Genomic DNA, 26073 nt, shown 5'->3' with positions numbered 1-26073 from the left:
GGCAGACCCGGCGGAACTGCGCATGTTTAATAGATCAGGCTGACGTGTTGGAAGTGGATGGAAGCGGGTCGAGCTGCCGCCCCATTTCACAAATCAGAAAGGCAATCGAATCGGCATTGCGCAAAATGATGTCGATCCGTTTCTCTGCGTTACTCGGATCCAGGAACGCATCGCGGGCTGCTGCCATGGTACGGGTGCCCGCAATAGTGAGGATTTCCTTGCCAATGTGAGTCGAACCCGGGATCGAATCCAGGCTTATCCATGACTGCAAGCGACTGTTCCAGCGTGCGAAGAGTTCCTCCTTTGGGGTGCTCAGGGACAACGCCTCCCGCTGAAACTTCGTCTGACTTTGCTTCATTGCCCGACCGTAACCGGTGATCGGTGCGACAAGATCGAGAAATGGCCGCCGGGCTTCCAGGGTCGCGATATCCAGGGTTTTTGAAAACTGATGGGAAAATTCGTGAATCAGCGTGGCTGCCTGGCTGTGACCATCGACATCAAAGGGTTCAGTCAGACAGGACTTGTACCAGTCCAGTTGTTGATCGAAGAACCTTTCAGTGAAATGCACATGGTTGCTTGCGTCATCATTGACCACGAACGCGATCAGATTGGCTTGCTGGTATTTGTTCGAACCGACGACAAAGCGCTCGGTGTTCATCAAGTCTTCGTCCGGATCCACCAGTGCCGTACACACCGGCAGTATCGCCTGTTTGATTTTATCGAGCAGGGACGTGTCGACGGTGCTGACATCAAAAAATCGCTTGAGAAAGGTGTCGAGGCGCGTGCCACTGGTGAGTTGCCTTTGTTGCGCCAGATTGTGCAGGCTGTTGAAGGCGTAATAGCGCGCCAGGTCGATGGCCTGCACAATCATGCGGGCCTTTTCCGGATGATTGGCGCGGATGGCTGCCATGCCCCGCGCTTCGATGTTCAGTACCAGCCTGGCTTCGAGGCTGGCCACATAGTCGTTACGCATTTTTGACAGGGCTTTTCCGTAATGCACGGTGTGCACGTCGGGGTCGAGCACCAATTGCCGGGTCGATGTGCTCGCCAGATAGGGCCCGTCGTGGCTGGCATTGAGGATTTGCCAGACCGCAGCGGGTTTATCGACGCGATAGACCTTGCCGGCGATGGGCGCGTAACGGTGTTTGTCGACTGAATTGAGGTAGGTGCCATCGACGGCATTTTTGCTCAGATCTTTCAGGGACACGGTCGACGCCTCGAAGGTTTGCAATTGAGTGCGTGAGGCAGACGTCAGTTTGATCTCAGACCATTTCGGTTTAGTCACGGCGGTGATGACCGGTGTTGTTTCGCTGGATTCCTGCAATGTCAGCTGTTCATTCTCGAGCGACAAACGCCCCAAGGAGACCATTTGTACCGTACCGGCAATAAACGCCTGCAAGGCCCGCGTCCAATGGTGGTCCTGCAACGCTTGGGCGGAGGCTTTGAAATCCTTGAAGCTTTGCCATAAGAACTGCACATAGGCGAGTTTGCCCGGCAACAGACCGGACGCCAATTTGAGACCGGAGCTGAACAGATGTTTGACGGCCTCCCAATCCGACTGGCCGTTGGCAAGCGATCGGCTGCCGAGCATTCGCTGCAACAGGCTGGCATTGTCGCTGAACAAGCTATCCAACAGATTGCCGTCAATGGCAGACGAGGCGAGGGTGATTTCGCTTTCCTCGCCGATCGTGGACTTGAGCAGGTTGCTGAAGATCGATTGTTGGTTTTCAGGTAATCGTCGAATCACCAGGTCCTGGAATGAACCGGGGGTATTGACCGCTGCAATGACTTTGGCCTCGCTTTCAAACTCGCTGAAAGCCGAGCCTGCAAAGTATGGCGCATACAGGACATGCGGCCCGTGATGATCGGCACCAGGGCTGATCAAATACAGTCCCAGGGTTTTGATGGCAGCGGCCCCCGCTGTCTTGATCAGTTCGAGCGGTCGGACGATAGCGTGTGCGCCTTCCACCGAGGCTCGAGCGGTGGCGTCCGGCATATCGAGCACTTGGCTGACCAGATCGAATGCCTCGCCGGAAAGACGCTGTTGCAACTTCAATGCGTGAGCATGCTGCAAGAGCTGCCAAGGAAGCTGTTGGGCAAAACGACGTTTACACACTTCAGTGTCAGCGCCGGTCAATGTATCCGCCACCCGTTTTGCAAAGTCACTCTCGATATTCAGGGACTGCAAAAACTGTTGAACAACGCTCTGGTTCAGTCCCTCGGGCAGCGAGGTGGTCGTGGTTGATGTGATCTTGAAGCCCGTGCCTTGAGCAATCTTGACGTGATTGAGGGCGAAATCGGTCAGGGCCAGAGGCGGGCCGGCCAACGCCAGGTTGGGGGTGATTGTGATGTCGTCAGGGCTGAGCGACGTCCCGGGAAACCGGCTGGCAAGCAATGACTTCAACCGCTCGCGCGTGTAGTCAGATAGCGTCTGTATTCCATGCAGATAGTCTTTGTCATCGGTAACGCTGTTGCGGTACTGCTCCAGCAGTTCGATGTGCAACTGTTGCTCTTCGACGGGCGCCATGCCCAGCCAGGCGGGTAAGGACTGCTGTTGTGAAATGGCTTTGGCGATACTGGCGGCCCTGGGCAAGTTGGTGTCGATGATGTTTTTCGTCAGTTCGCCAAGTGCCTTGCGCTCTTTGGCCTGCGCAAGCTTGCGCGAGCGTACCTGCTCACAAGTGGCCAGAAAGTGTTCGATGGATGATTGCGTGAGGTGCTCCATCACGTTGCCTTCGATCAGCCGCAACGCGTGGATTGAGTAGCGTTGATGAAATTGACGCAGGGCGGGGGACAGGTTCTCCAGCAGCTCCAGACGGATGCGAGGGTCGAGCAGGCGTCGGTTCAGTACCTGTTTCGCGCGGTTGAGCGAATCAAAGACCTCGAGTCCTGCTGCCGGGGACCTTAAAATGACGCGTCCCGAATGTTGGTTATCAAGTCCGCCACGCTCGGTCAGCAGCACGCAATTGGCCAAGGGCAGCAGCTCTTTCTGTCCGCTGCATTCAAGCATCAGCGTGTAGGCGTCAGGCCGGAATCCATTGAGTGCGCGGCGACTTTTGCGATCCGGTTGATCGGGGTTGAACACCGTATCGACGATGGACTGTTCTGCCGTCCGCAAGGTTTTATCAAGCACCCGCAGTTTGGCTTCCCCGCCAACTCCGACGGACAGGGCATGGGCTATTTTCGGTTTGATTTTCTCCAGATAGAGCCGTTGCAACGCCAGTGAGGTGATCGGTTGGGCGGCGAAGTCTGTGCTGATCGGTGTTTCGACAGCCGTGAAAGTTTTCACGTAGGCCGCCGCGGTGTCGCCGCGCACCGCCGAGGGTTTTTGCTTGCCCACCAGCATTGGCTGTGTACTCCAGCGACCATCGGTGCCGAGCGCGAGCAAGCGTTCGCTGATCATCGAACGTATATCCAGCGCTTTGTCGAACAGGGCATGGAGGTTCACCGTGCCGTCGCTGTGACGGAAAACCTGCAAGGCGTATTCGATGTTTTGCCGTTGTTTGGTGATGATTGCCTCGAACAGTACCGTGAATATCGGGCCGTAAACGACCTCTCCGGAGACTTGCGGCTGATCGAATCCGATGAAGCTGTTTCGTTCGCCCAGACTCAGCAGGCCATAGAGTTCATCCTCGTGACCACTGGCGCTGAACTTGCTCATCAACGTCGCTTTCAAGTCTTGATAGTCTTTCAGTACCTGTAATCCCTGGGTCGGGGTGTAAAGGTAGGCAGTCGAGTGGCTGATCATCAGCGAGCCCGCCAATTCCACGAAGTTGGCTTGCTGCTCCCACAGGCGCACCGTCTCCAGGGTAACGGTGTGCGTGGTGGCGGTTGGTTGAAACAAAGTGTGCAGGGCACGGCTTTGGTCGGGGCTGATGATCTTCGCCTCACGCTTGAGCAAAATATCTGCTCGTGCCTGCTGACACAGGGCCCTGCTGAAGAGTGACCGGCGCGTTGCACCGTCACCGGCCGCGGGTGCTTCCCAGTAGGCTTCCAAGCGCTGGAAAAGCAGGGGCAGCAGTTTGCTGGAGGCGCTAAGTACCGCAGCTTGCCAATGTTGCTGGTCGGAACTGCTGGCGTTTTTCTGCGGGTGAGAAAACTCGACATGTTGACCCGCTGGCCACTGTTGATTGCGGTAATGGGACAGCACCGCAGCCTTCAGTGACAAGGAGTTGCTCAAGCGTTCAAAGGTGTTCTGCGTCTGGCCGACAGTGGCGTCGAGATAAAAATCTGCCCGGGTCTGACGCTGATCGAGCCCGGGCTGCGTGTTTGCCAGCAAGTCGGCAATTATCGTGTCGAGCAATGAATCGAGGGACGGCAGGGCAACCAGTTCGTCGATGAGTGCCTGATCATTCACAGCCAGGTTTTGGCGAATGGCAGCACCCTGGTCTTCGAATACATCGCCATCGATCGTCTGATAAGTCACCTGGACGCTGGTAGCCTCCGCCAGCGTCTTGCGCTGGGCAAGGGACATGAAGGCCAGCAGGTTATCGTCCTCGTCAGCGTCGCCAAGTTTTTGTACCAGGTGTTCGGTCAAGGCTGCTCGGCTGTAGAACTTCTGAATGCCGGCGTAGGGTGTATAAACGATCGCCCCGTTGGTATCCGGAGAAGGGCTCAACACGAAACAGCCGGCAAGAGGCACCGGTACCTGGTCGGAGGTGCCTATCAGTATTCTTTCGACGAGCATCGGTGGTGACTGACGACTGCGCAGGGTCTGGCTGGTGAGTTCAATGTGCTTGAACCATTCGAAATCTTTGCGCGCCAGGCCGTGGATATTGCCCAGTTCAGTCCAACGGCCGGGGGACTGCAGGGCTTCGGGGAAAAACAGTGGATCTGGAGGTACAGGCATTATCGAATCTCGAACAAGGCACTGCGCAGAGCGCCAATGGATGGAGCGTCGAGACTAAAAGCCGCGGCTGCGGTACGGGTGGTAGATAGTTAACGCACGACAGGTCCATGTTCATGCAAACAGGCACCACCGAAGGGTTGACAGCGCATACGCCGCGCGTTGTTAATCGGCGCTCTACGTACGCTGTAGCCCCCTCCAATAATTAGTCTGGAGCTTCAGATGTCTGCGCCACACGAACATGTGTCTACTGTTGTCTCGCAAAACCTGTCACTCGATGAGCTGACGGCACTGCTTGAGAAGATATTCCTGCGTCACGGCACTTCGGCCGATGTCGCGCGGGTGCTGGCGCAAAACTGCGCCGGTGCCGAGCGCGACGGCGCCCACAGCCACGGCGTGTTCCGTATGCCTGGCTATGTCTCGACGCTCAAGAGCGGCTGGGTCGACGGCCAGGCTGTTCCGACGGTCGAGGATGTGGCTTCGGGGTTTGTCCGGGTCGATGCCAAAAACGGTTTTGCGCAACCGGCCCTGGCTGCCGCTCGGCCACTATTGATAGAAAAGGCTCGCAGCGCGGGCATCGCGGTCCTGGCGATCCGTAATTCCCACCACTTCGCGGCACTCTGGCCGGACGTTGAACCCTTTGCCTATGAAGGGTTGGTGGCGCTCAGTGTGGTCAACAGCATGACGTGTGTGGTGCCCCACGGTGCCGATCGACCGTTGTTCGGCACCAACCCGATTGCCTTCGCTGCCCCTCGGGCTGACGGTGAGCCAATCGTGTTCGATCTGGCCACCAGCGCCATCGCCCACGGCGATGTTCAGATCGCTGCGCGCAAGGGCGAGCGCCTGGCACCCGGCATGGGCGTGGACAGTCTCGGTCAGCCGACCCAGGACCCGAAGGCGATTCTTGAAGGTGGCGCGTTGTTGCCGTTCGGCGGGCACAAGGGCTCGGCGCTGTCGATGATGGTGGAGCTGTTGGCGGCGGCGTTGACCGGGGGTAATTTTTCTTTCGAGTTCGACTGGAAAAATCACCCGGGCGCAAAGACTCCCTGGACCGGTCAATTGGTGATCGTCATCGACCCGAGCAAAGCCGCCGGGCAGAACTTCGCCGAACGCAGTCAGGAGTTGGTGCGACAGATGCACGGTGTGGGGCTCAAGCGATTGCCGGGTGATCGGCGTCACTATCAGCGGGCCAAGTCGCAAGCCGACGGCATCGCACTCGATGAGCAGACACTGGCGGATCTGCGGGAGCTGGCAGGGCTCTGATCTGAAAAACCTGTGGGAGCGAATTCGCTCCCACAGGTTTTGTGTTCAGGTTGATGATCAGCGGCGTGCCAGGAGCATCCCCACCACAAGGCCGAAACCCGCCGATACCGCAACCGTCTGCCAAGGGTGGCCGCCGATGTAGGTTTCAGTGGCCTCGACTGCAGGCAGTGTCCGGTTGCGTACGCTGGTCACCGAATCCCGGGCCTGCTGGAGTTTCAGGGCGATTTGCCCACGCAATGTCTCTGCTTCCTCACCGACCAGTGAGGCACTGCTTTTGAGCAGCTTTTCCGACTCTTCGATCAGCGATTGAAGCTCGCTGAAGGCTTGATCCTTGATTTGTTCATCGGCAGCCTGTGCGGCGGTTTTCCGGGCCATTGAAGTACTCCTTGCAGTGGGTGAACAGTGAACAATGGAGTCCTCGGCACTGGAAAAAGTTGCAGCGATTTCTCGCGTCAGCCCGATTCCAAAGAAATCCAGCGCAGGACGATTCATCCTACAGTGTAAGATGTCGCCTATTTTATGCAGCAGGAAAAATCCCATGAGCTTCAATCTGGCCGACAAATCCCTCGCCGAGCGCGCTGCGCTTGAAGATGAAAAATCCCGTCTGTTCGAACTCTGGCAAAACAACCTGGGCAAAGCCAAGGGTGAAGCGGCGCGCTTGTTTGGCGAACGTGCTAAACGCAAAGGCAAGTGGGCCGAGTGGGTTCGTTCCGAGCTGGACGGCATGTCGCCACCGGAGTACTCGAACATGGTGCGCAGTGAAGTCAATCGCCTGATGGCCGCCAACAAGTAAGTCGCTACATAAAACTCGCCACGATCGCCTCGCGCACTTTCAGCACCACCGGGTCTGGTTGGGTGCTGGTACGCCAGCCCAGTTCGATCGGATAGCGCGGCAATGCCAAGGGGCAAGGCAGCAATGTCAGGCCGCTGAGCGCAGCAATGCTCCTGGCCGCGTGAGCCGGAATGGTCGCCACCGCCTGGCTGCCCTTGAGCAGATGCGGCAGTGCTGCAAAGTGCGTGGTCGAGGCGCACACCCGGCGACTCAAGCCCACTGCCGCCAGCCCTTCATCGGTAATGCCGATAAAGCCCCCCGAAGACACAAGGATGTGCTCACGGGTGACGAACTCCTCCAGACTGATGGTCTGCTGGCCCTCGCTGAGGCTCAGCGGGTCGACCAGACGCAAGTAACTTCCTTCCCCCAGCACCTGACGGCTCAGCAAGCGTTCGGCGAACCCGCCGGCGGTAATCGCCAGATCGATGCTGCGTTCCATCAAGGCCTGAGCGACGATCTGGCTGTGGGTCTGGCGAAAGATCAGGCGCAACTTCGGCGCGCAGCGGGCAATTTCCTCTATCAGCCGACGCCCGTAGGCAATCTCGAAATCATCCGACAAGCCGATACTCACCGAGCGTCCGTCGTAATGGTGGGTAGTCGGATCGACCATCGCCAGGCTCTGCCGGCATTTATTCAGTGCATCGCTGACCACCGGCTTGAGTTGATTGGCCTTGAGCGTTGGCGCGAGGCCCCGGCCGGTTCGGACAAACAATTGGTCGCCATACACCTCACGCAACCGCCGCAATGCGGCACTGACCGCCGATTGCGTGACACCAAGGCGCAGCGCCGCTCGACTGGCACTGGACTCTTCGTGCAGGGCTTCAAAGACTTTCAACAAATTGAGATCGATATCGCTGATATTCATTTGGTTCATATCATTCAGCAGCTGACTGGGCTTTATTCATGATCCCGTGTCGCCGCAGAATCAGCAACATCTGACCCCGCTGGAGTTACTGTGATGCCCAAGTCAATCGTTGCTGCGCTGCAAATCGGCGCCTTGCCCGGCGGCAAGGCCGACACGCTGGAGCAAATTCTGTCGTATGAAAGTGCGATCATCGAATCCGCCGCCGCTCTGGTGGTGATGCCCGAAGCGCTGCTCGGCGGTTATCCGAAAGGTGAAGGGTTCGGCACCCAATTGGGCTATCGACTGCCGGAAGGGCGCGAAGCCTTTGCCCGTTATTTTGCCAACGCCATCGACGTGCCGGGCTTGGAAACGCAAGCGCTGGCCGGGCTTTCAGCGCGTACCGGCGCCAACCTGGTGATCGGCGTCATCGAGCGCTCGGGCAGCACGTTGTATTGCACTGCGCTGTATTTCGATCCGCAGGCGGGACTGGTCGGCAAGCATCGCAAATTGATGCCGACCGGCACCGAACGGCTGATCTGGGGCAAGGGCGATGGTTCGACGTTACCGGTGATCGACAGCCAGGTCGGGCGGGTCGCGGCGGTGGTGTGCTGGGAAAACATGATGCCGCTGTTGCGCACAGCGATGTACGCCAAGGGGGTGGAGGTGTGGTGCGCGCCGACGGTGGATGAGCGGGAAATGTGGCAAGTCAGCATGCGGCACATCGCGCACGAGGGGCGCTGCTTTGTGGTCAGCGCTTGTCAGGTTCAGGACTCGCCACAGGCCTTGGGCCTGGAAGTCGCCAATTGGCCTTCGGACCGGCCATTGATTGCTGGCGGCAGTGTGATTGTCGGGCCGATGGGCGATATTTTGGCCGGTCCGCTGCGTGGTGGTCGCGGTTTGCTGACCGCCGAAATTGACACGGACGACTTGATCCGCGCGCGTTACGACTACGACGTGGTCGGGCACTATGCGCGCCCGGATGTGTTCGAGTTGACGGTGGATGAGCGAGCGAAACCGGGTGTGCGCTTTGCTTCATAGCCTCTGCATCTGCAGCGTTACCGGCTGCCCGTCGCCGGCCCTGGCAGGCTGAGCTTGCCGCTATCGACAAAGCGCATGGTGCCGAACAAGCCGCCGGCGAGTTTGCCACGCAGGATGTAGGGCATGTTGTTCAGGGTCTGCGTCTTGCTCAAGCCGAAGGTCTGGCGCAGCACCGAGAACGCCGAGACGCTGACGGGAACCGTGAGCACGGTTTCGGAGAAGCGCGCAATCGAACCCGACTGATCGCTGACACCGGAAGCGAAGGGTTGGCCGTTGATGTCCAGATCCAGCGCCACCCCGTTGAAACTGATCGAGCCCTCATTGGGATTCTGCACACGAATCTTCACCGCAAAACGGATCTCCATGTCCTGGCTTTGCAAAGGTTCGATGCCAACCACATTGATGTTCAACGGATCGCGATTCGGGAGCAGGGCGCAGGCGCTGAGGGAGAGTAACAACAGGGAAAGGATAACGGCGTGGACGCTGCGCATGGACGTGCTCTCACAAGTAAAAAAGGGCTGAGCCGCAATGGCTCGGCCCTTGAGCATTTGCCTAGCTGTTCAACTGTGCGACAACCGCAGGTCTGGCGGGTTCACTCTTGGCCGGGACATCCGGGTTTTCCATGACCTGCAGAATCGACGCTTCAGGATCGAAATCGTCTTCTTCCAGCTCGATGAATTCTTCCGGCAGGAAGATGTTCAGAACGATGGCGCACAATGCACCGACGGTGATCGGCGATTCAAAGATGTTGTGCAGCGCCTTCGGCAGCTCACGCAAGACTTCCGGCACCGCGGCCACACCCAGGCCCATGCCGATGGAAATCGCCACGATCAGCATGTTGCGCCGATGCAGACCGGCTTCGGCGAGGATCTTGATCCCGGCCACGGCAACCGTGCCGAACATCACCAGTTCAGCGCCTCCGAGTACCGGTTTTGGCATCAATTGCAGCACGGCGCCGATCATCGGGAACAGCCCCAGCACGACCAGCAAACCCGCAATGAAAAACGCCACGTAACGGCTGGCCACGCCGGTCAGCTGGATGACGCCGTTGTTCTGCGCGAACGTCACCATCGGCATGCTGTTGAACACCGCGGCCATCGCCGAGTTGAGACCATCAGCCAGCAATCCGGATTTGATCCGGCGAATGTACACCGGGCCTTTGACCGGCTGCCGGGAGATCATTGAGTTGGCGGTCAGGTCACCGGCGGCTTCCAGTGGCGACACCAGGAAAATCACCGCCACCGGCACGAACGCGACCCAATCGAAAGAGAAGCCGTACTTGAACGGCACCGGCACGCTCATCAACGGCACAGCAGGCAGGCTGGCGAAATCGACGTGCCCCAGCAGCCAGGCGACGACATAGCCAAGGGTCAGGCCGATGACGATTGCCCCCAGGCGCAGGAACGGCACGTCCACGCGGTTGAGTACCACGATAGTGCCAAGCACCAGTGCGGCCAGGCCAAGATGGCTCGCTGCACCGAGGTCAGGCGCGCCGAAACCGCCGGCAATGTCGGTCATCGCGACCTTGATCAACGACAAGCCCATGAGGGTGATGATGGTGCCCGTCACCACCGGGGTGATCAGCATACGCAGCTTGCCGATGAATTGGCTCAGCACCACTTCGATGAACGCGGCGAAGAAGCACACGCCGAAGATCGTCGAGAGAATCTCATCGGTGCCGCCGCCCCGGGCCTTGACCATGAACCCGGCGCTGAGGATCACGCTGATGAACGAAAAACTCGTGCCTTGCAGGCACAGCAGGCCTGAACCGACCGGTCCGAAGCGTCGCGCCTGAACAAATGTGCCCAGGCCGGAAACGAACAGCGCCATGCTGATCAGGTACGGTATTTCGCTTTGCAGGCCGAGGGCGCTACCCATGATCAGCGTCGGCGTGATGATACCGACGAAACTGGCCAGCACATGTTGCAGGGCTGCGAACACGGTAGCCGTCAGGTGAGGGCGGTCGTCGAGGCCGTAGATCAGGTCATTATTGCGCGGGGTTTTTTCTGGGGAGGTCATGGTGGTTTGCGTGCCGGGAGGCGGGACCGGGTCGGAAAATGGAGGCGCAGGATGCCAGAACGGTCCGATCACGGCAAAAGAACCTTCAGGCAAAAGCCGCCAGTAAATCCTCTTCAAACGCTTTCTGCGCATCCCCCGGCACCAGCGCCCGATGCCTGGCCAGATGAAACGCCACGTCGAAACTCATTTCCTCGCGGCGCACCGCGCGCAACAGGCCTTTGTCTTCCCAAGCACGGGCAAAGTGGCTGGGCAGATAACCGATATGCTTGCCGGACAGAATAAAGGCGAGGGTGCCTTCGACCTGTTCTGCCCGCGCCGAACACAGTTTGCCCTGGAAGGGCTCGTCACTGCGCAGGAAGCGGTAAGGGTGATCGACCCGGTCGCAGGCTTGCAGGGCCCGGTCATCCGGCGCTGCATCGGCGAACAGCGGATGGCCGACTGCGCAATACAAATGCTGGGTTTCACTGAAAAGTTGGCGGTAATCAAAAGCGTTCTGGATCTGCGAGAAGTACCCGATCGCCAAATCCAGTCGCTGTTGCAGCAGCAGGCGTTCCATTTCGCCGGGCATGGCACTCATCAACTCAATACGCACCGATTCGTCGCGCTGGCGAAAGCGTCGGATGGCCTCCGCGACCCGTTGCAGCACCGATTGATCCAGCGCTTCGGACAAGCCCAGGCGCACTTCGCCGATCAGGCGACCGGCCACGCCATTGGATTGGTGACGGAACGCTTCGATGGACTCGAACAGGCTGCGCGTGGCGTTGAGCAGTTGCTCGCCCTTGGGCGTGACATTGAAGCCACCCTTGCCACGGCTGCACAGCCGATAGCCGAGGCGAGTCTCGAGCTTGGCCATTTGCTGGCTGATGCTCGACTGGCTCAAGCCCAGCTCGCCCTGCGCCGCGCTGAAGCCGCCGCACTCCACCACACTGACAAACAGACGCAACAGTTGCAGGTCCACATCGTGGAGTTGACCGAGCATCAAACATTACTCCCGGGTAATGTCAGGTTAATAAACGTGATATTTCACCAATGTATCCGACGCGGCATCCTGCAACCACTTCCAATGGTCAGGTGTTCGTCATGGCTCCCACGTTCAAGCTGTGTTTACCCGCGTTGTTTCTTGTCGTGTCCGCGTCGGCCAGTGCCGAGGAGAAAGTGCTCAACCTCTACAGTTGGGCCGATTACGTGGCACCGCAAACCTTGAAGCGATTCGAGCAGGAGACCGGCATTCATGTGCGCTACGACACCTTCGATGCGCCGGAAGTGCTGGAAACCAAACTGCTGACCGGTGGCAGTGGCTATGACGTGGTGGTGCCGTCCTCCAGTGTGCTGGCACGCGGCCTGGCGGCGGGTGCACTCAAAGCCATTCCCCACGATGGCTTGAAGGGTTACGCCAATCTTGATCCCGACCTGTTGGAAAAACTGGCGGCGGTCGATCCCGGCAACCGCTACGGCGTGCCCTACACCTGGGGCACGCTGGGCTTGGGAATGAATGTGCAGGCGGTCAAACAACGCCTGCCGAACGTGCCGCTCAATAGCCTGGACCTGCTGTTCAAGCCCGAATATGCCCACCAGCTCAAGGACTGCGGCATTGCGATCATCGACTCACCGCAAGAGGTGATCGGCCTGGCACTGCACTACTTGGGCAAAAACCCCTACAGCACCGACAAGCGCGATCTCGAATCGGCCCAGGCGTTATTGCAGCAATTGCAGCCATCGGTGCTGTACGTCGCCAGCGGCCGGCAGATCAATGATCTGGCCAATGGCAGTGTGTGCCTGGCACTGACCTACAACGGTGACGCGAGCATGGCCGCCGAGCAGGCGCGCAAGGCGGCCAAGCCCTATGACATTGCCTACCGGATTCCCAGGGAAGGCACGCTCGTGTGGCAGGACAACCTGGCAATCCCCAAGGATGCACCGCACCCCGAAGCGGCGCGCCAGTTCATCGAATTCATGCTGCGCCCTGAATCCGTCGCCGCACTGACCAATACCCTGTTTTTCGCCACCGCCAACCAGGCTGCAACGCCGCTGGTGGATGAGGTTGTGCGCACCGACCCGGACATTTACCCGCCCGCCGAGGTGCGTGAGCGGCTGTATGCCGACCGCAGCATGAGCCTCAAGGACATGCGCCAGCGCACCCGCGTATGGACCAGTTTCCGTAGCCGTCAATAACAAGGAGCCTTCAATGGACGTCCCAGCGCAGAACGACCAAGCCATCACCCGTGACAGCCTCTACGGCACCGCGGCCGAAAGTACTTACGCTGGCATCACCAGTTTCATGCGCCGTCGTTACAGCCGGGATTTGCGCGGTGTCGACGTGGCGGTCAGCGGTGTGCCGTTCGACACCGCCACCAGCAACCGTCCCGGCGCACGCTTCGGGCCACGCGGCATTCGTGCAGCGTCCACCGGGATTGCCTGGGAACGCCACTGGCCGTGGGCCTTCGACCCGTTCGATCATCTGGCGGTGATCGACTTCGGCGATTGCGACTTCGATTACGGTTCACCACAGTCGACTCCGCAAGCCATCGAAGCCCACGCCGAACATATCCTCGGTGCCGGCAGCGCGATGTTGACCTTTGGTGGCGATCACTTCATTACCTATCCGCTGCTCAAGGCTCACGCCCGCAAACACGGGCCGCTGTCGCTGATCCACTTCGACGCCCACAGCGACACCTGGCCGGACGAAGAGGGCAAGCGCATCGACCACGGCACCATGTTCTGGCACGCGGCCAAGGAAGGGCTGGTCGATCCGTCGCGCTCAGTGCAGATCGGCTTGCGCACCACCAACGATGATCATCAGGGGTTTGAGGTGCTGGACGCGCGACAGGTGCATCGATGTGGCGTGGATGCAATCGTCGAAGCGATTCGGGCGCGGGTCGGCGACAATCCGGTGTATCTGACGTTTGACATCGACTGCCTCGACCCCGCTTTCGCCCCGGGGACCGGCACGCCGGTGTGTGGCGGATTGAGCACGGTGCAGGCGCTGGAAATCCTCGGCGGCTTGCGCGGGATCAATCTGGTGGGCATGGATGTGGTGGAAGTGGCGCCAGCCTATGACAATGCAGACATCACCTCGCTCGCGGCGGCGACGTTGGCAATGGAAATGTTGTGCCTCTATGCGGCAAAACATAAAGTCGACCGTTAAGTAGCAATCTCCCGTGGGAGCAAGCTGAACTGGCCAAATGATTTTGCACACTTCAAGCGGGCGCTATGATGGCGCCCGAATCTGAGTGTTTGCTACTGCCAATTTCTGTCAGTGGCCTCTGCTAAGCTCACTCGAATTTCCGGACTGGGCCTGCCGATCGTGTCGCGAACCACTCGTTTACTGACGTTGCTGCAAGTGTTGCGCGGCAGAAGCCGGCCGGTGACGGCGGCGACGCTGGCCGGGGAACTGGAGATCTCCGAACGCACGCTGTATCGCGACATCGCCGAACTCACCGCCCTCGGTGCACCGATCTATGGCGAGGCGGGAATTGGCTACGTGTTGCGCAGCGGTCTGTTCCTGCCTCCGTTGATGCTCAATGCCGATGAAACCGAAGCCATCGTGCTTGGCTTGCGTTATGTCGACCAGCGAGGGGACGAGGTATTGAGCAAAGCCGCTGCCGACGCCCTGGCCAAGATTGCCGCGGTACTGGCGCCGGAAGCGCTGGACGCGTTGCACAACCCGACCGTTCTGCCGGGACCGTCCGGTTATGGCTTTGCGCCAAATGCGGTGCCGTTGAACGTGTTTCGCCAGGCCATTCGCAGTCAAGCCAAGTTGCACATCGATTATGCAGACGCGCAGCAAGTGCCCAGTCAGCGGTTGATCTGGCCACTGGCCCTGGGTTTTCTCAATGAGGTGCGAATCATCGTCGCCTGGTGCGAATTGCGCAGTGCCTATCGCACCTTTCGCACAGACCGTATTTCGCAAGCGAGGGAGCAGGGCGAGCGCTATCCGGGGCGACGCAGCGACCTGCTGCGAACATGGCGCAAGCAGATGCAACTGGACGATGCAGGGCGTTTCACTCCTGACAAGAACTGACATTCACCTGTTCTAGCATGGCTCCAGAATCAACCAACAAGGAGCCATATCATGTCTCATTCAGCTTCTGCGCTGGCGCCGGCCATCGCCGCCTACATTGCTGCCGCCAATGCCCGTGACACTTCGCGCGTCGGCAGTTTTTTCGCTGAAGATGCCAATGTGTTCGATGAGGGCCAGCATCGGGTCGGCACCCAGGCCATCGCCCAATGGATGCAGGACACGGCCGAGCGGTACCAGCCACGGGTCGAAGTGCTGGGAGTGCAGCAACGCACTGGAAAGGTGCTGGTCAACGGCCTGATTTCCGGCACATTTCCCGGCAGTCCGTTGACGTTGCGCTACATGTTCCGCCTCAATGATCAGGGCAAGATCGCCCGGTTGGACATTTCACTGTAGCTGTCGCGATCTGGTGGCATACTGCCGCGCATGAATGTCGACTCCCCACTCAAAGCCTGGCAACACGCCATCGAACAGAAGGGCTTCGTCCAGGACGAAGCCCAGGAACATGCCGTCTGGGCCTTGCAGAAGTGCCATGAGGCGCTGCATGAAGGGCGCTCGCCCGTCATGGGCGTTTATCTGTGGGGGCCGGTCGGGCGCGGCAAGACCTGGTTGATGGATCAGTTTTACCAGCACTTGCGGGTGCCGGCCCGGCGGCAGCACTTTCACCATTTCATGGGCTGGGTGCACCAGCGCTCGTTTCAATTGACCGGTACCGCTGACCCGCTGAAGGCGCTGGCGCGTGAATTGAGCGAAGAAGTGCGGGTGCTGTGCTTCGATGAGTTGTTCGTCAACGACATTGGTGACGCAATCATTCTCGGGCGCCTGTTCCAGGTGATGTTCGAACAGGGCGTGGTGGTGGTCTGCACCTCCAACCTTCCACCCGATCAACTGTATGCCGATGGCTTCAACCGCGACCGGTTCTTGCCGGCCATTGCCGCGATCAAACAGCATATGCAGGTGATTGCAGTCGACGGCGGCGAGGATCATCGTCTGCATCCGGGGCAGGGGTTGCAACGCTACTGGGTTGCCGAACCCGGACAGCCCAGTCCGCTGGCGGATGTGTTCAAGGTCCTGACCGTGGGGCAAACGGTTTCCAGCGCGCCGATCAACGTGGGTTATCGACCGCTGGCTGTGGTGCAAGCCAGTCAATCCGTGCTCTGGTGTCGTTACGCCGATCTCTGTGAGCAGCCGTTCGCCGCCATGGATTTCATGGCTTTGTGTGACACCTTCAGCGCTATTGTGCTGAGTGACGTGCCCAACCTCAGCGCGCAAAAACGTGCCGGACGCATTGCCCGGGGCACCGAAGACGCGCCCGTGCGCGTGGAAGCCGGCGACCGGGAGTTGCCGCAGTTGTCGGTGCACGACGACGGCGTGCGACGTTTTATTGCCCTGGTGGATGAGTGCTACGACCGCAAAGTGCCGTTATACCTCGAAGCACAAGTGCCGATGGATGCGCTGTACACCGAGGGTTATCTGGAATTCCCGTTCCGCCGCACGCTCAGTCGTCTGCAGGAAATGCAGCTGGAACGTTTCGCCGAGGTTTGAACCCCAGGAGGAATGACCATGAATCAACCTCTTTCGCATCACTTGCTGACCATGGCTTACCAGAATGCCTGGGCCAATCATCGCCTGGCCAAGGCCTGGTGCCAATTGAGCGAGGATGAGCTGCAGGCGCACCGCGTCAGTTTCTTTCCCGGTATCCGCGCGACCCTGAATCACATCCTGACTTGCGACTGGTTTTACGTGGATGCCCTTGAGCGGGAGCTGCGCGGCGATGAGCCTCATCCCGATTGCCAAGTGTTTTTCAATGAGGACGAGCCGTTCACCCGCGCTGTGGATCTCAAGCGCGAACAGGCACATGTTGACCGACGCCTGATCGCTTATTGCGAACAAATGCGTGACGCCGATCTGGGCAAAATCGTTACCATTGCCCGCGATACGCCGCAGTACGACAGCCGTTTACGCCTGTTGTCACATCTGTTCGAGCATCAGATCCATCATCGTGGCCAGGTTCACGCGATGCTCAGTGGAACGCGGGTCAAACCACCGCAACTGGACGAGTTTTTCTGCGCGGGTGAATCGTCCCTGCGAGCACAGGATTTCGCCGAGTTAGGCTGGACCGAAGCCTTGATCTGGGGGCATTAGGACCTTTCGATTTTTTGCTGCTCGCGATATCGTCACGCCGGCCTTCCAGGACGAACTGCGTTCCGGGGCCTTTTTTCGATCGAGGATGGAAATGGATTCCGCAGAAATTCTTGTACTGCAAGCCAGCTACACCAACCCGGTGCATGCCGAAGCCATCGGGCTGGTGCTGAACAGCTACGCCCAGGACCCGATGGGCGGCGGTCATGCCTTGGCCGCCAGTGTTCTGGAGCATCTACCGGGCGAGCTGGCCAAGCGCGCGCATGCGTTCAGTGTATTGGCGTTCGTCAATGGCGAACCAGCCGGGCTGATCAATTGCTTTGAAGGCTTTTCGACTTTTGCCTGCCGGCCATTGGTCAATGTCCACGATGTGGCGGTGGTGCCGAAGTTTCGCGGGTTGGGTTTGAGCCAGCGGATGCTGCAAAAGGTCGAAGAAATAGCCCGTCAGCGTGGCTGCTGCAAAATCACTCTGGAGGTGCTGGAGGGCAATGCGGTGGCGCAAGCCTCCTACGGCAAGTTCGGCTTTGCGCCAGGCGAGTTCGACCCCGCCCACGGGCGCATGATGTTCTGGATCAAGCCACTGTAGGAGGGGGCCTGCTCGCGAAGAAGGCGAATACGCCGCGGTGAATCAGAGTTCACGCGCCATCGTCGGCGATCATCGCGAGCAGGCTCGCGCTTGCAAGCAAGTAGCCAGGTCAATCATTTCGGTTTGTAGGTTTCAGTCATTTGTGCGGTTTGGTCGTCCGGGACTCGCAGCTCGTTGGCCTGGCTTTGCGTGATATTGCCCAGTGCCAGTTGCTGGTTGTAGCGCAGCGTTTCGAAGTAATACCTCATGCGCTCGGCGCCTCCTTCGGCAAATGCGCTGGCGGAACCGAATGTCATGAGTGCGGCGAGAATGAGTGTGGTGCGTTTCATGGTGTGCCTCCCACTTACAGATGTCGGATGCCTGTCGTCCATGAGTCAATGAATCAAAGTCGAACGCTCATTATCCGCCGATTCCGTTAAATGGGAACGCTATTGCACATCTTTGAATCTGCGGTGGGAGCAAGCGTGCTCCCACCGGGTTTGTGTTGCAATGAACTGACTATTTGAGGACAACTTCCGCCGCGACCGGCGCTTTCGGTTTGATCAGGCTGAAATCAATCAACGCCCGCTGTTGCCGCTCGTAAGGGTTGCCGATCATCAAGGGGCGAGGTTTGAAGCTGTCGCTGACCAGGCTCTTGCTGTGATCGAGCTCATCGAAACTCAGGCCCGCCAAGTCTGCCCAGGTGTGGATCAGATGGGAGCTGCTGTACGGCCGCCCCAGATCAGCGGCAAAGTTCCAGTCATGGGTTTCACGCCATTTTGGCGAGGCCCAGGCCATGAAAGGGATGGTGTACATCGGCGCTGTCGGTTTGCTTTCGTTGCGCCCGAGCGTGCTGTGGCCCGGGGAGTCGAAGACGTCTTCACCGTGATCGGAGAGGTACAGCAAAAAGCCGTTCGGGTCGGTCCTGGCGTAGTCCTTGATCAGGCTCGACACCACGAAGTCGTTGTACAGCACCGCGTTGTCGTAGCTGTTGTACGTCGGCAACTGATCGTCACGGACACCGGCCGGAACCCCATTGCGATCCTTGAACTTGTCGAAAGTCGAAGGGTAGCGGTACTGGTAACTCATGTGCGTGCCGAGCAAATGCACGACGATCAGCTTGCGCGGCGCTGTGTCAGCCAGGGCCTTGTTGAACGGCTCGATGACGTCGCCGTCGTACTGGGCGGCGTTCTGATTACGGTTGTTGTTCAGGTACACCTGCTCGTCGGCCTGTTGGGAGAACGTCGTGAGCATGGTGTTGCGCTTGGTCATGGTCTGCTGGTTGGTGATCCAGAAGGTCTTGTAACCGGCCTGTTTCATCATGCTGACCAGCGAAGGCGTGCTCAGGTACAGGTCAGGGTTGTCTTCGTCGGCGAAGGTCAATACCTGCTGCAACGCTTCGATGGTGTAGGGGCGTGGCGTGATGACGTTATCGAAGACAGCCAGTTGATCCTTCAGCTTGTCCAGTTCCGGCGTGGTCTTGCGCGGGTAGCCGTACAGGCTCATGCGTTGCCGATTGGTGGACTCACCGATTACCAGCACCAGGGTGGAGGGCTGGTTGGCCATCGAATCCTTGAAGTTGTGCAGGGGTGGAATCGTGCTGGCGCTGTTGAGCATTTCTTGCATGCCGGCCAGGGTGTCCAGATAGCGGTGGTAGGCCACAGCCATCTGCCAAGGCACTGCCGGTTCGATACGGGTTTCGAATTTTTCGAAGCCGGCGGCAAAACTGCCGGTGCGCAGGGTTTGCTTGACTAATGGATAACCGACAACGGCCACCAGGATCGCTGTGGCTGCGACCAAAGCCTTGCCGCGCGGCAGGTACACCGGGCGCAAGCGCGTCCACAGGAAGTAGCCGAAGGCGGTATGGGCGAGGAAGGCCGGGACCATCCACCAGGCAAAGTATTGCGTCATGTATTCGCCGGCTTCAGACACGTTCGATTCGAACATGATGAAGATGACGCTCTGTGAAAATTCCTGTTGATAGATAAAGAAGTAACCCAGGCTGGCCATGGAGCAGGCCCACAGCACAACACCGATCACGGCAGCCATGACGCGGGTCTGTTTCGGGAACAGCAACATCGGCGCGAGCCAGATGGCGCTCATCACGAAGGCTTGGCGAAAGCCGGAAAAACCGGAAGTGCCGGTCAACTGAATCAGCAGTTGGGTGATGCCGGAAAAATACCAGAAGAACAGGAAGAGCCAGAGAAAGCCTGCCCAATCGAAACCATTCGCAGACTGTTCGCTGCGTTTAAACCAAGACATTCACCGCTCCAATCTCTATTCACTTCCACCGTCGAGCCACTGCAAAGTCGCCGACGAACGGGAGGCGCGCGCATACCGAGCGGCCACAATGAACCGGAGTATCAACAAGCGGATGTGAAAACTTTGTGAGTTGCCAGGACTGGCAAAGCGCTATGGCGTGTCGGAAGCAGGGCGGTGCTGCTTCCGATTCAAGCGAGAGATCAGGCGTGAGGGGCGCGCTGGGTCACCGCTAACGGCTGTTGACCCTGGATCAGCAAGCGCAAGTGCGCCAGCTCCTGCTTCATTTGCTCGTGCTCATCTTTCAACTGACGCAATTCATCGCGACGAATTGTGACGTAAAGGGTTTGTGCTGGCAGTGCGGTGTGTACTGTGCCCATTGCTCACCTCGCAAATGGCGTGTCTCAACTGTAGATCCGCCTGAAATCAGCGGCTGATCTACTATCGGCGCCAATTTTGATTTCTTTTGCCCCCGAAGGGAACTTTTTTATTTTTCATGGTCGGTGTGTCTTCGGCACGATTCCCGACGTTATCAATCAGGATCGGGCACAATGCCCGGAAACTTCACGCCTGCTCGCTGGACTAAACCGAATGAGTCGCGTTGGGCTATAACCTTTGACACACTTTTTATTTGTAGTAGGGAGCATCAGCACATGCAACTCGGGATTATTGGACTGGGCCGCATGGGCGGTAATATTTCGCGGCGCCTGATGCTCAACGGACATTCCACCGTTGTGTACGACCGCAATACCGCTTTTGTCGAAACCCTGGCCGAAGAGGGTGCCACCGGCGTAGCCGATCTGCCGGCCCTGGTGGCTGGCCTGAGCAAGCCGCGAGCGGTGTGGGTCATGTTGCCGGCAGGCGCACCGACCGAAGACACCATCAACACCCTGAGCACCTTGCTCGAAGCCGGCGACACTATTATCGATGGCGGCAACACCTTCTATAAGGACGATATCCGCCGGGCGAAAACCCTCGCCGAAAAAGGTCTGCACTACGTCGATGTCGGTACTTCCGGTGGCGTCTGGGGCCTGGAGCGCGGTTACTGCATGATGATCGGCGGCGATACCGAGACCGTTCAGCGCCTCGACCCGTTGTTCGCAAGCCTGGCACCGGGCATGGGAGATATCCCGCGCACCAAAGACCGCAAGTCCGATGACGACCGTGCCGAGCGCGGTTACATCCACGCCGGCCCTGCTGGCGCCGGGCATTTCGTCAAGATGATCCACAACGGCATCGAGTACGGAATGATGCAGGCCTTTGCCGAGGGCTTCGACATCCTCAAGACCAAGAACAGCGAGAAACTGCCCGAAGATCAGCGCTTCGACCTGAACGTCGCCGACATTGCCGAAGTCTGGCGTCGCGGCAGCGTGGTGTCCTCATGGTTGCTCGATCTGACTGCCGACGCGCTGGCCAGCGATCCGAAACTCGATGGTTTCTCCGGCTCCGTAGCCGACAGCGGCGAAGGTCAATGGACCATTGAAGCCGCCATGGAACAAGCGGTGCCGGTGCCGGTGCTGTCGAACTCGCTGTTCTCTCGCTACCGTTCACGCGGGCAGGGCTCATTTGGCGACAAAGTCCTTTCGGCCCAGCGCTTCGGCTTCGGCGGCCACGTGGAGACTGCGAAAAAATGACCCATGCGATCCGCAGAAAATCCAAGACTGAACCCGCACCACCGACCACTCTGTTTTTGTTTGGCGCACATGGTGATCTGGTCAAGCGTCTGCTGATGCCGGCGCTGTATAACCTCAAGCGCGACGGGTTACTCGGGGATGGACTGCGGATCATTGGCGTTGACCACAACGCCATCAGTGATGAAGGCTTCGCGAAAAAACTCGAAGACTTCATTCGCAACGAAGTGGCCACCAAGGTCGGCAAGGGAGATCAGTCTCTTGATCCGCAATTGTGGGCTCAACTCGCAAGAAACATCAGCTACGTCCAGGGCGACTTCCTGGACGACAGCACCTATCAAGCGCTGGCGGCGAAAATTGCCGACAGCGGCACTGGCAACGCGGTGTTTTACCTGGCTACCGCGCCGCGTTTCTTCAGTGAGGTCGTTCGCCGCCTCGGCGCCTCCGGTCTGCTGGAAGAAACGCCCGAGGCGTTCAGAAGGGTGGTGATCGAAAAGCCTTTCGGGTCTGACCTGCACACCGCCGAAGCGTTGAACGCTTGCTTGCTCAAGGTCATGTCGGAAAAGCAGATCTACCGCATCGATCACTACCTGGGCAAAGAGACCGTACAGAACATTCTCGTCAGCCGCTTTTCCAACAGCCTGTTCGAAGCGTTCTGGAGCAACCATTACATCGACCATGTGCAAATCACCGCCGCCGAAACCGTCGGCGTGGAAACCCGTGGCAGTTTCTACGAACACACCGGCGCCCTGCGCGACATGGTGCCCAATCACTTGTTCCAATTATTGGCGATGGTTGCCATGGAGCCACCGGCTGCTTTTGCCGCTGACGCCGTGCGCAGTGAGAAAGCCAAGGTCGTTGGTGCGATCCGCCCCTGGTCGGTCGAAGAGGCCCGGGCCAACTCGGTGCGCGGGCAGTACACCGCTGGCGAGGTCGACGGCAAACCCATGCCGGGGTATCGCGAAGAGGACAAGGTGGCCCCCGACAGCAATACCGAAACCTATGTCGCCCTCAAAGTCATGATCGACAACTGGCGCTGGGTTGGCGTGCCGTTCTACCTGCGCACCGGCAAACGCATGAGTGTGCGTGACACCGAGATCGTCATCTGCTTCAAACCGGCGCCCTACGCGCAATTCCGCGATACCGCAGTCGATGAACTGGCCCCGACCTATCTGCGGATCCAGATCCAGCCCAATGAAGGCATGTGGTTCGATTTGCTGGCTAAACGGCCAGGGCAGGCCTTGAAGATGGACAACATCGAACTGGGTTTTGCCTACAAGGATTTCTTCGAGATGCAGCCGTCCACCGGCTACGAAACGCTCATCTACGATTGCCTGACCGGCGATCAGACGCTGTTCCAGCGTGCCGACAACATCGAGAATGGCTGGCGCGCAGTGCAACCCTTTCTCGATGCCTGGCAGCAGGATTCAACGGTGCAAGGCTACGCGGCGGGCGAGGACGGTCCGCCGTCCGCTGAAGAACTGCTGAGCCGTGATGGTCGGGTCTGGCATTGTTTGGACTGAGCGACCCGCGTTCTGCCCGATGACCTGGACGGCACGTTGCTGCTGCCCGTGGGGTTCGAGCCTCAGATACCGCCCTCTGGAGGTGCCTGAGGCTGCGATTTTTTGATTTTGTTCTTCAAGTTCAAGTTCAAGATCAAGAAATCGCCGCCTTCGGCAGCCCCTGCAGGGATAGAACGATTACAGCCAGTAGCTCACGGCATACCAACCCAACGCACCCATTACCACGGTATAGGGCAAGGCCATCCAGACCATGCGTCCATAGGACAGTCGAATCAGCGGTGCAATAGCGGATGTCAGGAGAAACAGGAACGCTGCCTGGCCATTGGGTGTTGCCACGCTTGGCAGGTTGGTGCCGGTGTTGATCGCAATGGCCAGCGTTTCGAAATGCTCGCGGCTCATGTGTCCGGAGATGAATGCCTGCTTCACTTCGGTGATGTAAATGGTCGCGACAAACACGTTGTCACTGATGGCAGACAACAAGCCATTGGCGATGAACAGCATGCCCGGTTGTTGATCGGCGGGCAGGGCCAGCACCCATTGGATCAGCGGCGTGAACAACTGCTGATCGTGAATCACCGCCACTACAGCGAAGAACACCACCAAGAGTGCAGTGAACGGCATGGCGTCCTTGAACGCACTGCCAAGCCGATGCTCGTCAGTAATACCGGTAAACGCGGTAATCAACACAATGACCATCAGCCCGATCAGGCCGACTTCCGCCACATGGAATGCCAACGCGACAATCAGAATCAAGGCCGCCACGCCTTGCACGATCAATGCAGCGCGCTGACGCGAAGTACGCTCGGCATTGTCTTCATCAGCGTAATTGGCCAGCACCGCGCGTACGTTGTCCGGCAGCAACGTGCCGTATCCGAACCAGCTCAGCTTCTCCAACACTACGCAGGTCACCAGGCCTGCCACCAACACCGGCAACGAGACCGGCGCGATCTTCAGAAAGAACTCGGAAAAGTGCCAGCCCATTTCATGGCCGATCAACAGGTTTTGCGGCTCACCCACCAGTGTGCAAACGCCGCCGAGCGCGGTGCCCACTGCGCCATGCATCAGCAGGCTACGCAGGAACGCGCGGAATTGTTCCAGGTCGCCATGATGAAGTGCAGGTAGTTTCTGGTCATCGCCGTACTCGCTGTCCTGACGCGGATCGGAGCCGGATGCCACGCGGTGATACACCGAATAGAACCCCACGGCGGCGCTGATGATCACGGCGGTCACCGTCAATGCATCGAGAAACGCCGACAAGAACGCAGACAGGAAACAAAACATCAACGCCAGCATTGCCTTGGAGCGAACCCCTAGCAGTAAGCGTGAAAACAGGAACAGCAGCAGATCTTTCATGAAGTAGATACCCGCCACCATAAACATCAGTAGCAGGATCACCGGAAAGTTGTGCAGAAGTTCGTCGTAGAGTGCCTGAGGGGTGGTCATTTTCAGCTGCAGCGCTTCGACCAACAACAAGCCACCCGGCATCAATGGATAGCACTTGAGCGCCATGGCGAGGGTGAAGATGAACTCCAGCACCAACAGCCATCCTGCGGCAACCGGCCCTACGGTCCAAAAGACCAACGCGTTGAGTATCAGGAAACTGATAATACAAACCTTGTACCAGCGGGGTGAGTTGCCGAGAAAGTTATGCGCGAACGCCTGGGCCATGGAACCGGACATCGGCTACTCCTTGTATAAAGAAGCGCGCAAGTTGCCGTAAGCGGAGAAGAAGATCAAGTGTAGGAAAAGTACCTTTTGACTAGGCCAGATAGCGAGCGACAACTGCCCGATAGTTGCCATCAAGTGAATAGCCGCCGACAACGATCTTGCCATCGTCCTGGACGGTGATAGAGGTGGCCGTGTCGAGGCTGCGGCCCAGACGCGTGCGAACCCATCCGGTGCGGTCGCCAAAGTCCGAATCCAGCTGCCCGTCAGGTTGATAGCGGCCCACCAGGAAATCGGCCTCGATACCACCGATGGTGGCTCCGGCGGTCAGCACATGGCCATCAGGCTCCAGGTGAGCGGCGGTCCATTGACTGCCTCCACGAGCGATTTCCAGCAATTGCGGCAGGCCGCCGTTGCAATGAATGTCCGGACGACCATTACTGTGCACTTTCAAGGCAAGACAATGCATCGGATCGCGGCTGCTGCCAAAACAGTGAATGTCACCGTTTTGATGCTGGACGATGTGGCTGATCTGGGCACTGCGGCCCTGCGCCTTGAAGCTCATGAAACCGTCCACGGCAAAACTTTCATCAAGACTGCCGTCACTGTGATAACGGGCCAGCAAACCTTCCTCGGGGAAGTTGATCGAGCCGCCGACAAGGATTCGGCCATCACTCTGCAGTTTCAGCGTACTGAGCCAGGTGTTCATCAGCAAATGCCTGACGATCACGAAACCTCGCCCATTGAAGGTTGGGTCCAGGGATCCATCGGTGTCGAGGCGTATGAGAATGCCAGCGTGGTCTGCCAGCTCAAAATGGTGATTGGCCACCAGCAAAATCCGGCCATCCTCCTGGACGTTGATATCGCAAGCTTCGGCCCCCGGCACGCCGGGTGGCAGCCAGGCATCGCGCACACCATGGGACAGATTGCCCGGCAATCGAACGACGCAAAGGCCGTTGTCACCGAATTCCTGGACGGGACGGCCTTGTGCGTCGAACATCGCCAGGGCCGGCAGCGTGCGGTGGGCATTCTCGTAATGCAGGCCGATGACCAGCAGGCGACCATCCGGCAGTACCTGAACCTTCCCGGCCATCGCATCGAAGCCCGGTTCGAACTGGCCGATGATGCTGCCTTGTTTGCCGAAGCCCAAATCTGCCGAGCCATCTTCCAGCAAGCGCGCCAGACCGAAACGGCTGCCGTCCGCCATGCCGACTTTCGCCGCCACCAACAGCCGGCCGCTGGAATCGATCGTGACCCCGTTGGTCATGCTTGAAAGACTGTCGGCGAAATACACCTGCGCTTGGCCATGGGAGGCAAAACGTGTGTCGAGCTGTCCCGAGGAATGGGCGGGTAGAGGGAAGGCTAAAACGGACTGGGTTGACATGCACGCATCTCCTTGCGAGTCGTCCTTATCCGGATTGGGGGAGG

23 protein-coding genes are annotated in these 26073 nt (G+C 58.8%); 12 read left to right on the top strand and 11 right to left on the bottom strand.

Annotated elements, in window-relative coordinates; translation table 11 throughout:
• Positions 1-34: 34 nt before the first annotated feature.
• Positions 35-4849 (bottom strand): DUF6543 domain-containing protein, encoded by a 4815-nt coding sequence (locus D8U73_RS20620; protein WP_130905624.1) that lies wholly within the window; start codon positions 4847-4849, stop codon positions 35-37.
• Between the two features lie 219 nt (positions 4850-5068).
• Here D8U73_RS20620 and D8U73_RS20615 point away from each other — a divergent pair, with 219 nt between their 5' ends.
• Positions 5069-6109, top strand: a complete 1041-nt coding sequence (locus tag D8U73_RS20615) for an Ldh family oxidoreductase (protein WP_130905623.1) — start codon at positions 5069-5071, stop codon at positions 6107-6109.
• A gap of 57 nt (positions 6110-6166) precedes the next feature.
• On the opposite strand, the gene D8U73_RS20610 is transcribed toward D8U73_RS20615, so the two are convergent.
• The gene (locus D8U73_RS20610; RefSeq protein ID WP_056855470.1) at positions 6167-6484 is read right to left on the bottom strand and encodes a DUF883 family protein; all 318 of its coding nucleotides are present in this window, start codon (positions 6482-6484) and stop codon (positions 6167-6169) included.
• Between the two features lie 163 nt (positions 6485-6647).
• Between D8U73_RS20610 and D8U73_RS20605 the strand changes: the two genes are divergently transcribed.
• Positions 6648-6902, top strand: coding sequence for a hypothetical protein (locus tag D8U73_RS20605; protein ID WP_130905622.1), 255 nt, complete (start codon positions 6648-6650; stop codon positions 6900-6902).
• A gap of 4 nt (positions 6903-6906) precedes the next feature.
• Here the strand turns inward: D8U73_RS20605 and D8U73_RS20600 are convergent, their stop codons facing one another.
• Positions 6907-7815 carry a LysR family transcriptional regulator gene (locus tag D8U73_RS20600; protein WP_130905621.1) on the bottom strand — a complete coding sequence of 303 codons (909 nt, stop codon included), beginning with the start codon at positions 7813-7815 and terminating at the stop codon, positions 6907-6909.
• Between the two features lie 84 nt (positions 7816-7899).
• Between D8U73_RS20600 and D8U73_RS20595 the strand changes: the two genes are divergently transcribed.
• Positions 7900-8823, top strand: coding sequence for a carbon-nitrogen hydrolase family protein (locus D8U73_RS20595; RefSeq protein WP_056855467.1), 924 nt, complete (start codon positions 7900-7902; stop codon positions 8821-8823).
• Between the two features lie 17 nt (positions 8824-8840).
• On the opposite strand, the gene D8U73_RS20590 is transcribed toward D8U73_RS20595, so the two are convergent.
• The 3 genes from D8U73_RS20590 to D8U73_RS20580 all read right to left on the bottom strand — a co-directional run bounded on the left by D8U73_RS20590 (position 8841) and on the right by D8U73_RS20580 (position 11821).
• Positions 8841-9314 (bottom strand): LEA type 2 family protein, encoded by a 474-nt coding sequence (locus tag D8U73_RS20590; protein WP_130905620.1) that lies wholly within the window; start codon positions 9312-9314, stop codon positions 8841-8843.
• Positions 9315-9375: 61 nt separating this feature from the next.
• Positions 9376-10842 (bottom strand): nucleobase:cation symporter-2 family protein, encoded by a 1467-nt coding sequence (locus D8U73_RS20585; protein WP_130905619.1) that lies wholly within the window; start codon positions 10840-10842, stop codon positions 9376-9378.
• A gap of 85 nt (positions 10843-10927) precedes the next feature.
• On the bottom strand, positions 10928-11821 hold the full coding sequence (locus D8U73_RS20580; RefSeq protein WP_056855465.1) for a LysR family transcriptional regulator: 894 nt from the start codon (positions 11819-11821) through the stop codon (positions 10928-10930).
• A 101-nt stretch (positions 11822-11922) separates the two neighbouring features.
• Here D8U73_RS20580 and D8U73_RS20575 point away from each other — a divergent pair, with 101 nt between their 5' ends.
• From D8U73_RS20575 to D8U73_RS20545, 7 genes are all read left to right on the top strand, one after another.
• A complete protein-coding gene (locus D8U73_RS20575) occupies positions 11923-13014 on the top strand; it encodes a polyamine ABC transporter substrate-binding protein (protein ID WP_130905618.1) in 1092 nt (363 codons plus the stop codon).
• Positions 13015-13027: 13 nt separating this feature from the next.
• A complete protein-coding gene (gene speB, locus D8U73_RS20570; protein WP_056855464.1) occupies positions 13028-13987 on the top strand; it encodes an agmatinase in 960 nt (319 codons plus the stop codon).
• A 159-nt stretch (positions 13988-14146) separates the two neighbouring features.
• On the top strand, positions 14147-14863 hold the full coding sequence (locus D8U73_RS20565; RefSeq protein WP_130905617.1) for a YafY family protein: 717 nt from the start codon (positions 14147-14149) through the stop codon (positions 14861-14863).
• A gap of 51 nt (positions 14864-14914) precedes the next feature.
• Positions 14915-15256: a nuclear transport factor 2 family protein gene (locus tag D8U73_RS20560; RefSeq protein WP_056855462.1), complete on the top strand. Its 342-nt coding sequence runs from the start codon at positions 14915-14917 to the stop codon at positions 15254-15256.
• Between the two features lie 30 nt (positions 15257-15286).
• Complete coding sequence (gene zapE / locus D8U73_RS20555; protein WP_130905616.1) at positions 15287-16405, top strand: cell division protein ZapE; 1119 nt, start codon at positions 15287-15289, stop codon at positions 16403-16405.
• Positions 16406-16423: 18 nt separating this feature from the next.
• On the top strand, positions 16424-17005 hold the full coding sequence (locus D8U73_RS20550; RefSeq protein ID WP_130905615.1) for a DinB family protein: 582 nt from the start codon (positions 16424-16426) through the stop codon (positions 17003-17005).
• A 91-nt stretch (positions 17006-17096) separates the two neighbouring features.
• Positions 17097-17588 carry a GNAT family N-acetyltransferase gene (locus D8U73_RS20545; protein ID WP_056855459.1) on the top strand — a complete coding sequence of 164 codons (492 nt, stop codon included), beginning with the start codon at positions 17097-17099 and terminating at the stop codon, positions 17586-17588.
• Positions 17589-17701: 113 nt separating this feature from the next.
• On the opposite strand, the gene D8U73_RS20540 is transcribed toward D8U73_RS20545, so the two are convergent.
• The 3 genes from D8U73_RS20540 to D8U73_RS29245 form a co-directional block, all read right to left on the bottom strand.
• Positions 17702-17917 (bottom strand): hypothetical protein, encoded by a 216-nt coding sequence (locus D8U73_RS20540; RefSeq protein ID WP_056855458.1) that lies wholly within the window; start codon positions 17915-17917, stop codon positions 17702-17704.
• 169 nt (positions 17918-18086) lie between these two features.
• Complete coding sequence (locus D8U73_RS20535; protein WP_130905614.1) at positions 18087-19829, bottom strand: phosphoethanolamine transferase CptA; 1743 nt, start codon at positions 19827-19829, stop codon at positions 18087-18089.
• A 200-nt stretch (positions 19830-20029) separates the two neighbouring features.
• Entirely contained in the window at positions 20030-20206 is a 177-nt protein-coding gene (locus D8U73_RS29245) for a DUF6026 family protein (protein WP_177336590.1), read from the bottom strand.
• 273 nt (positions 20207-20479) lie between these two features.
• Between D8U73_RS29245 and gnd the strand changes: the two genes are divergently transcribed.
• Both gnd and zwf read left to right on the top strand, forming a co-directional pair.
• The gene (gnd, locus tag D8U73_RS20530; protein WP_056855456.1) at positions 20480-21460 is read left to right on the top strand and encodes a phosphogluconate dehydrogenase (NAD(+)-dependent, decarboxylating); all 981 of its coding nucleotides are present in this window, start codon (positions 20480-20482) and stop codon (positions 21458-21460) included.
• Positions 21457-22980, top strand: coding sequence for a glucose-6-phosphate dehydrogenase (zwf, locus tag D8U73_RS20525; protein WP_056855455.1), 1524 nt, complete (start codon positions 21457-21459; stop codon positions 22978-22980). The genes gnd and zwf overlap by 4 nt, the downstream gene beginning before the upstream one ends.
• A 177-nt stretch (positions 22981-23157) precedes the next feature.
• Here zwf and nhaB read toward each other — a convergent pair whose 3' ends face one another.
• Positions 23158-24660, bottom strand: coding sequence for a sodium/proton antiporter NhaB (gene nhaB / locus D8U73_RS20520; protein WP_130905613.1), 1503 nt, complete (start codon positions 24658-24660; stop codon positions 23158-23160).
• A gap of 79 nt (positions 24661-24739) precedes the next feature.
• Positions 24740-26029: a hypothetical protein gene (locus tag D8U73_RS20515; protein WP_130905612.1), complete on the bottom strand. Its 1290-nt coding sequence runs from the start codon at positions 26027-26029 to the stop codon at positions 24740-24742.
• Positions 26030-26073: the final 44 nt, after the last annotated feature.

Origin of the sequence: Pseudomonas sp. Sample_22, from assembly GCF_004307635.1 — a bacterium.
Classification (GTDB): Bacteria; Pseudomonadota; Gammaproteobacteria; order Pseudomonadales; family Pseudomonadaceae; genus Aquipseudomonas.
Note: the sequence above shows the minus strand (reverse complement) of the source record. Positions and strands in the feature narration are given on the sequence as shown.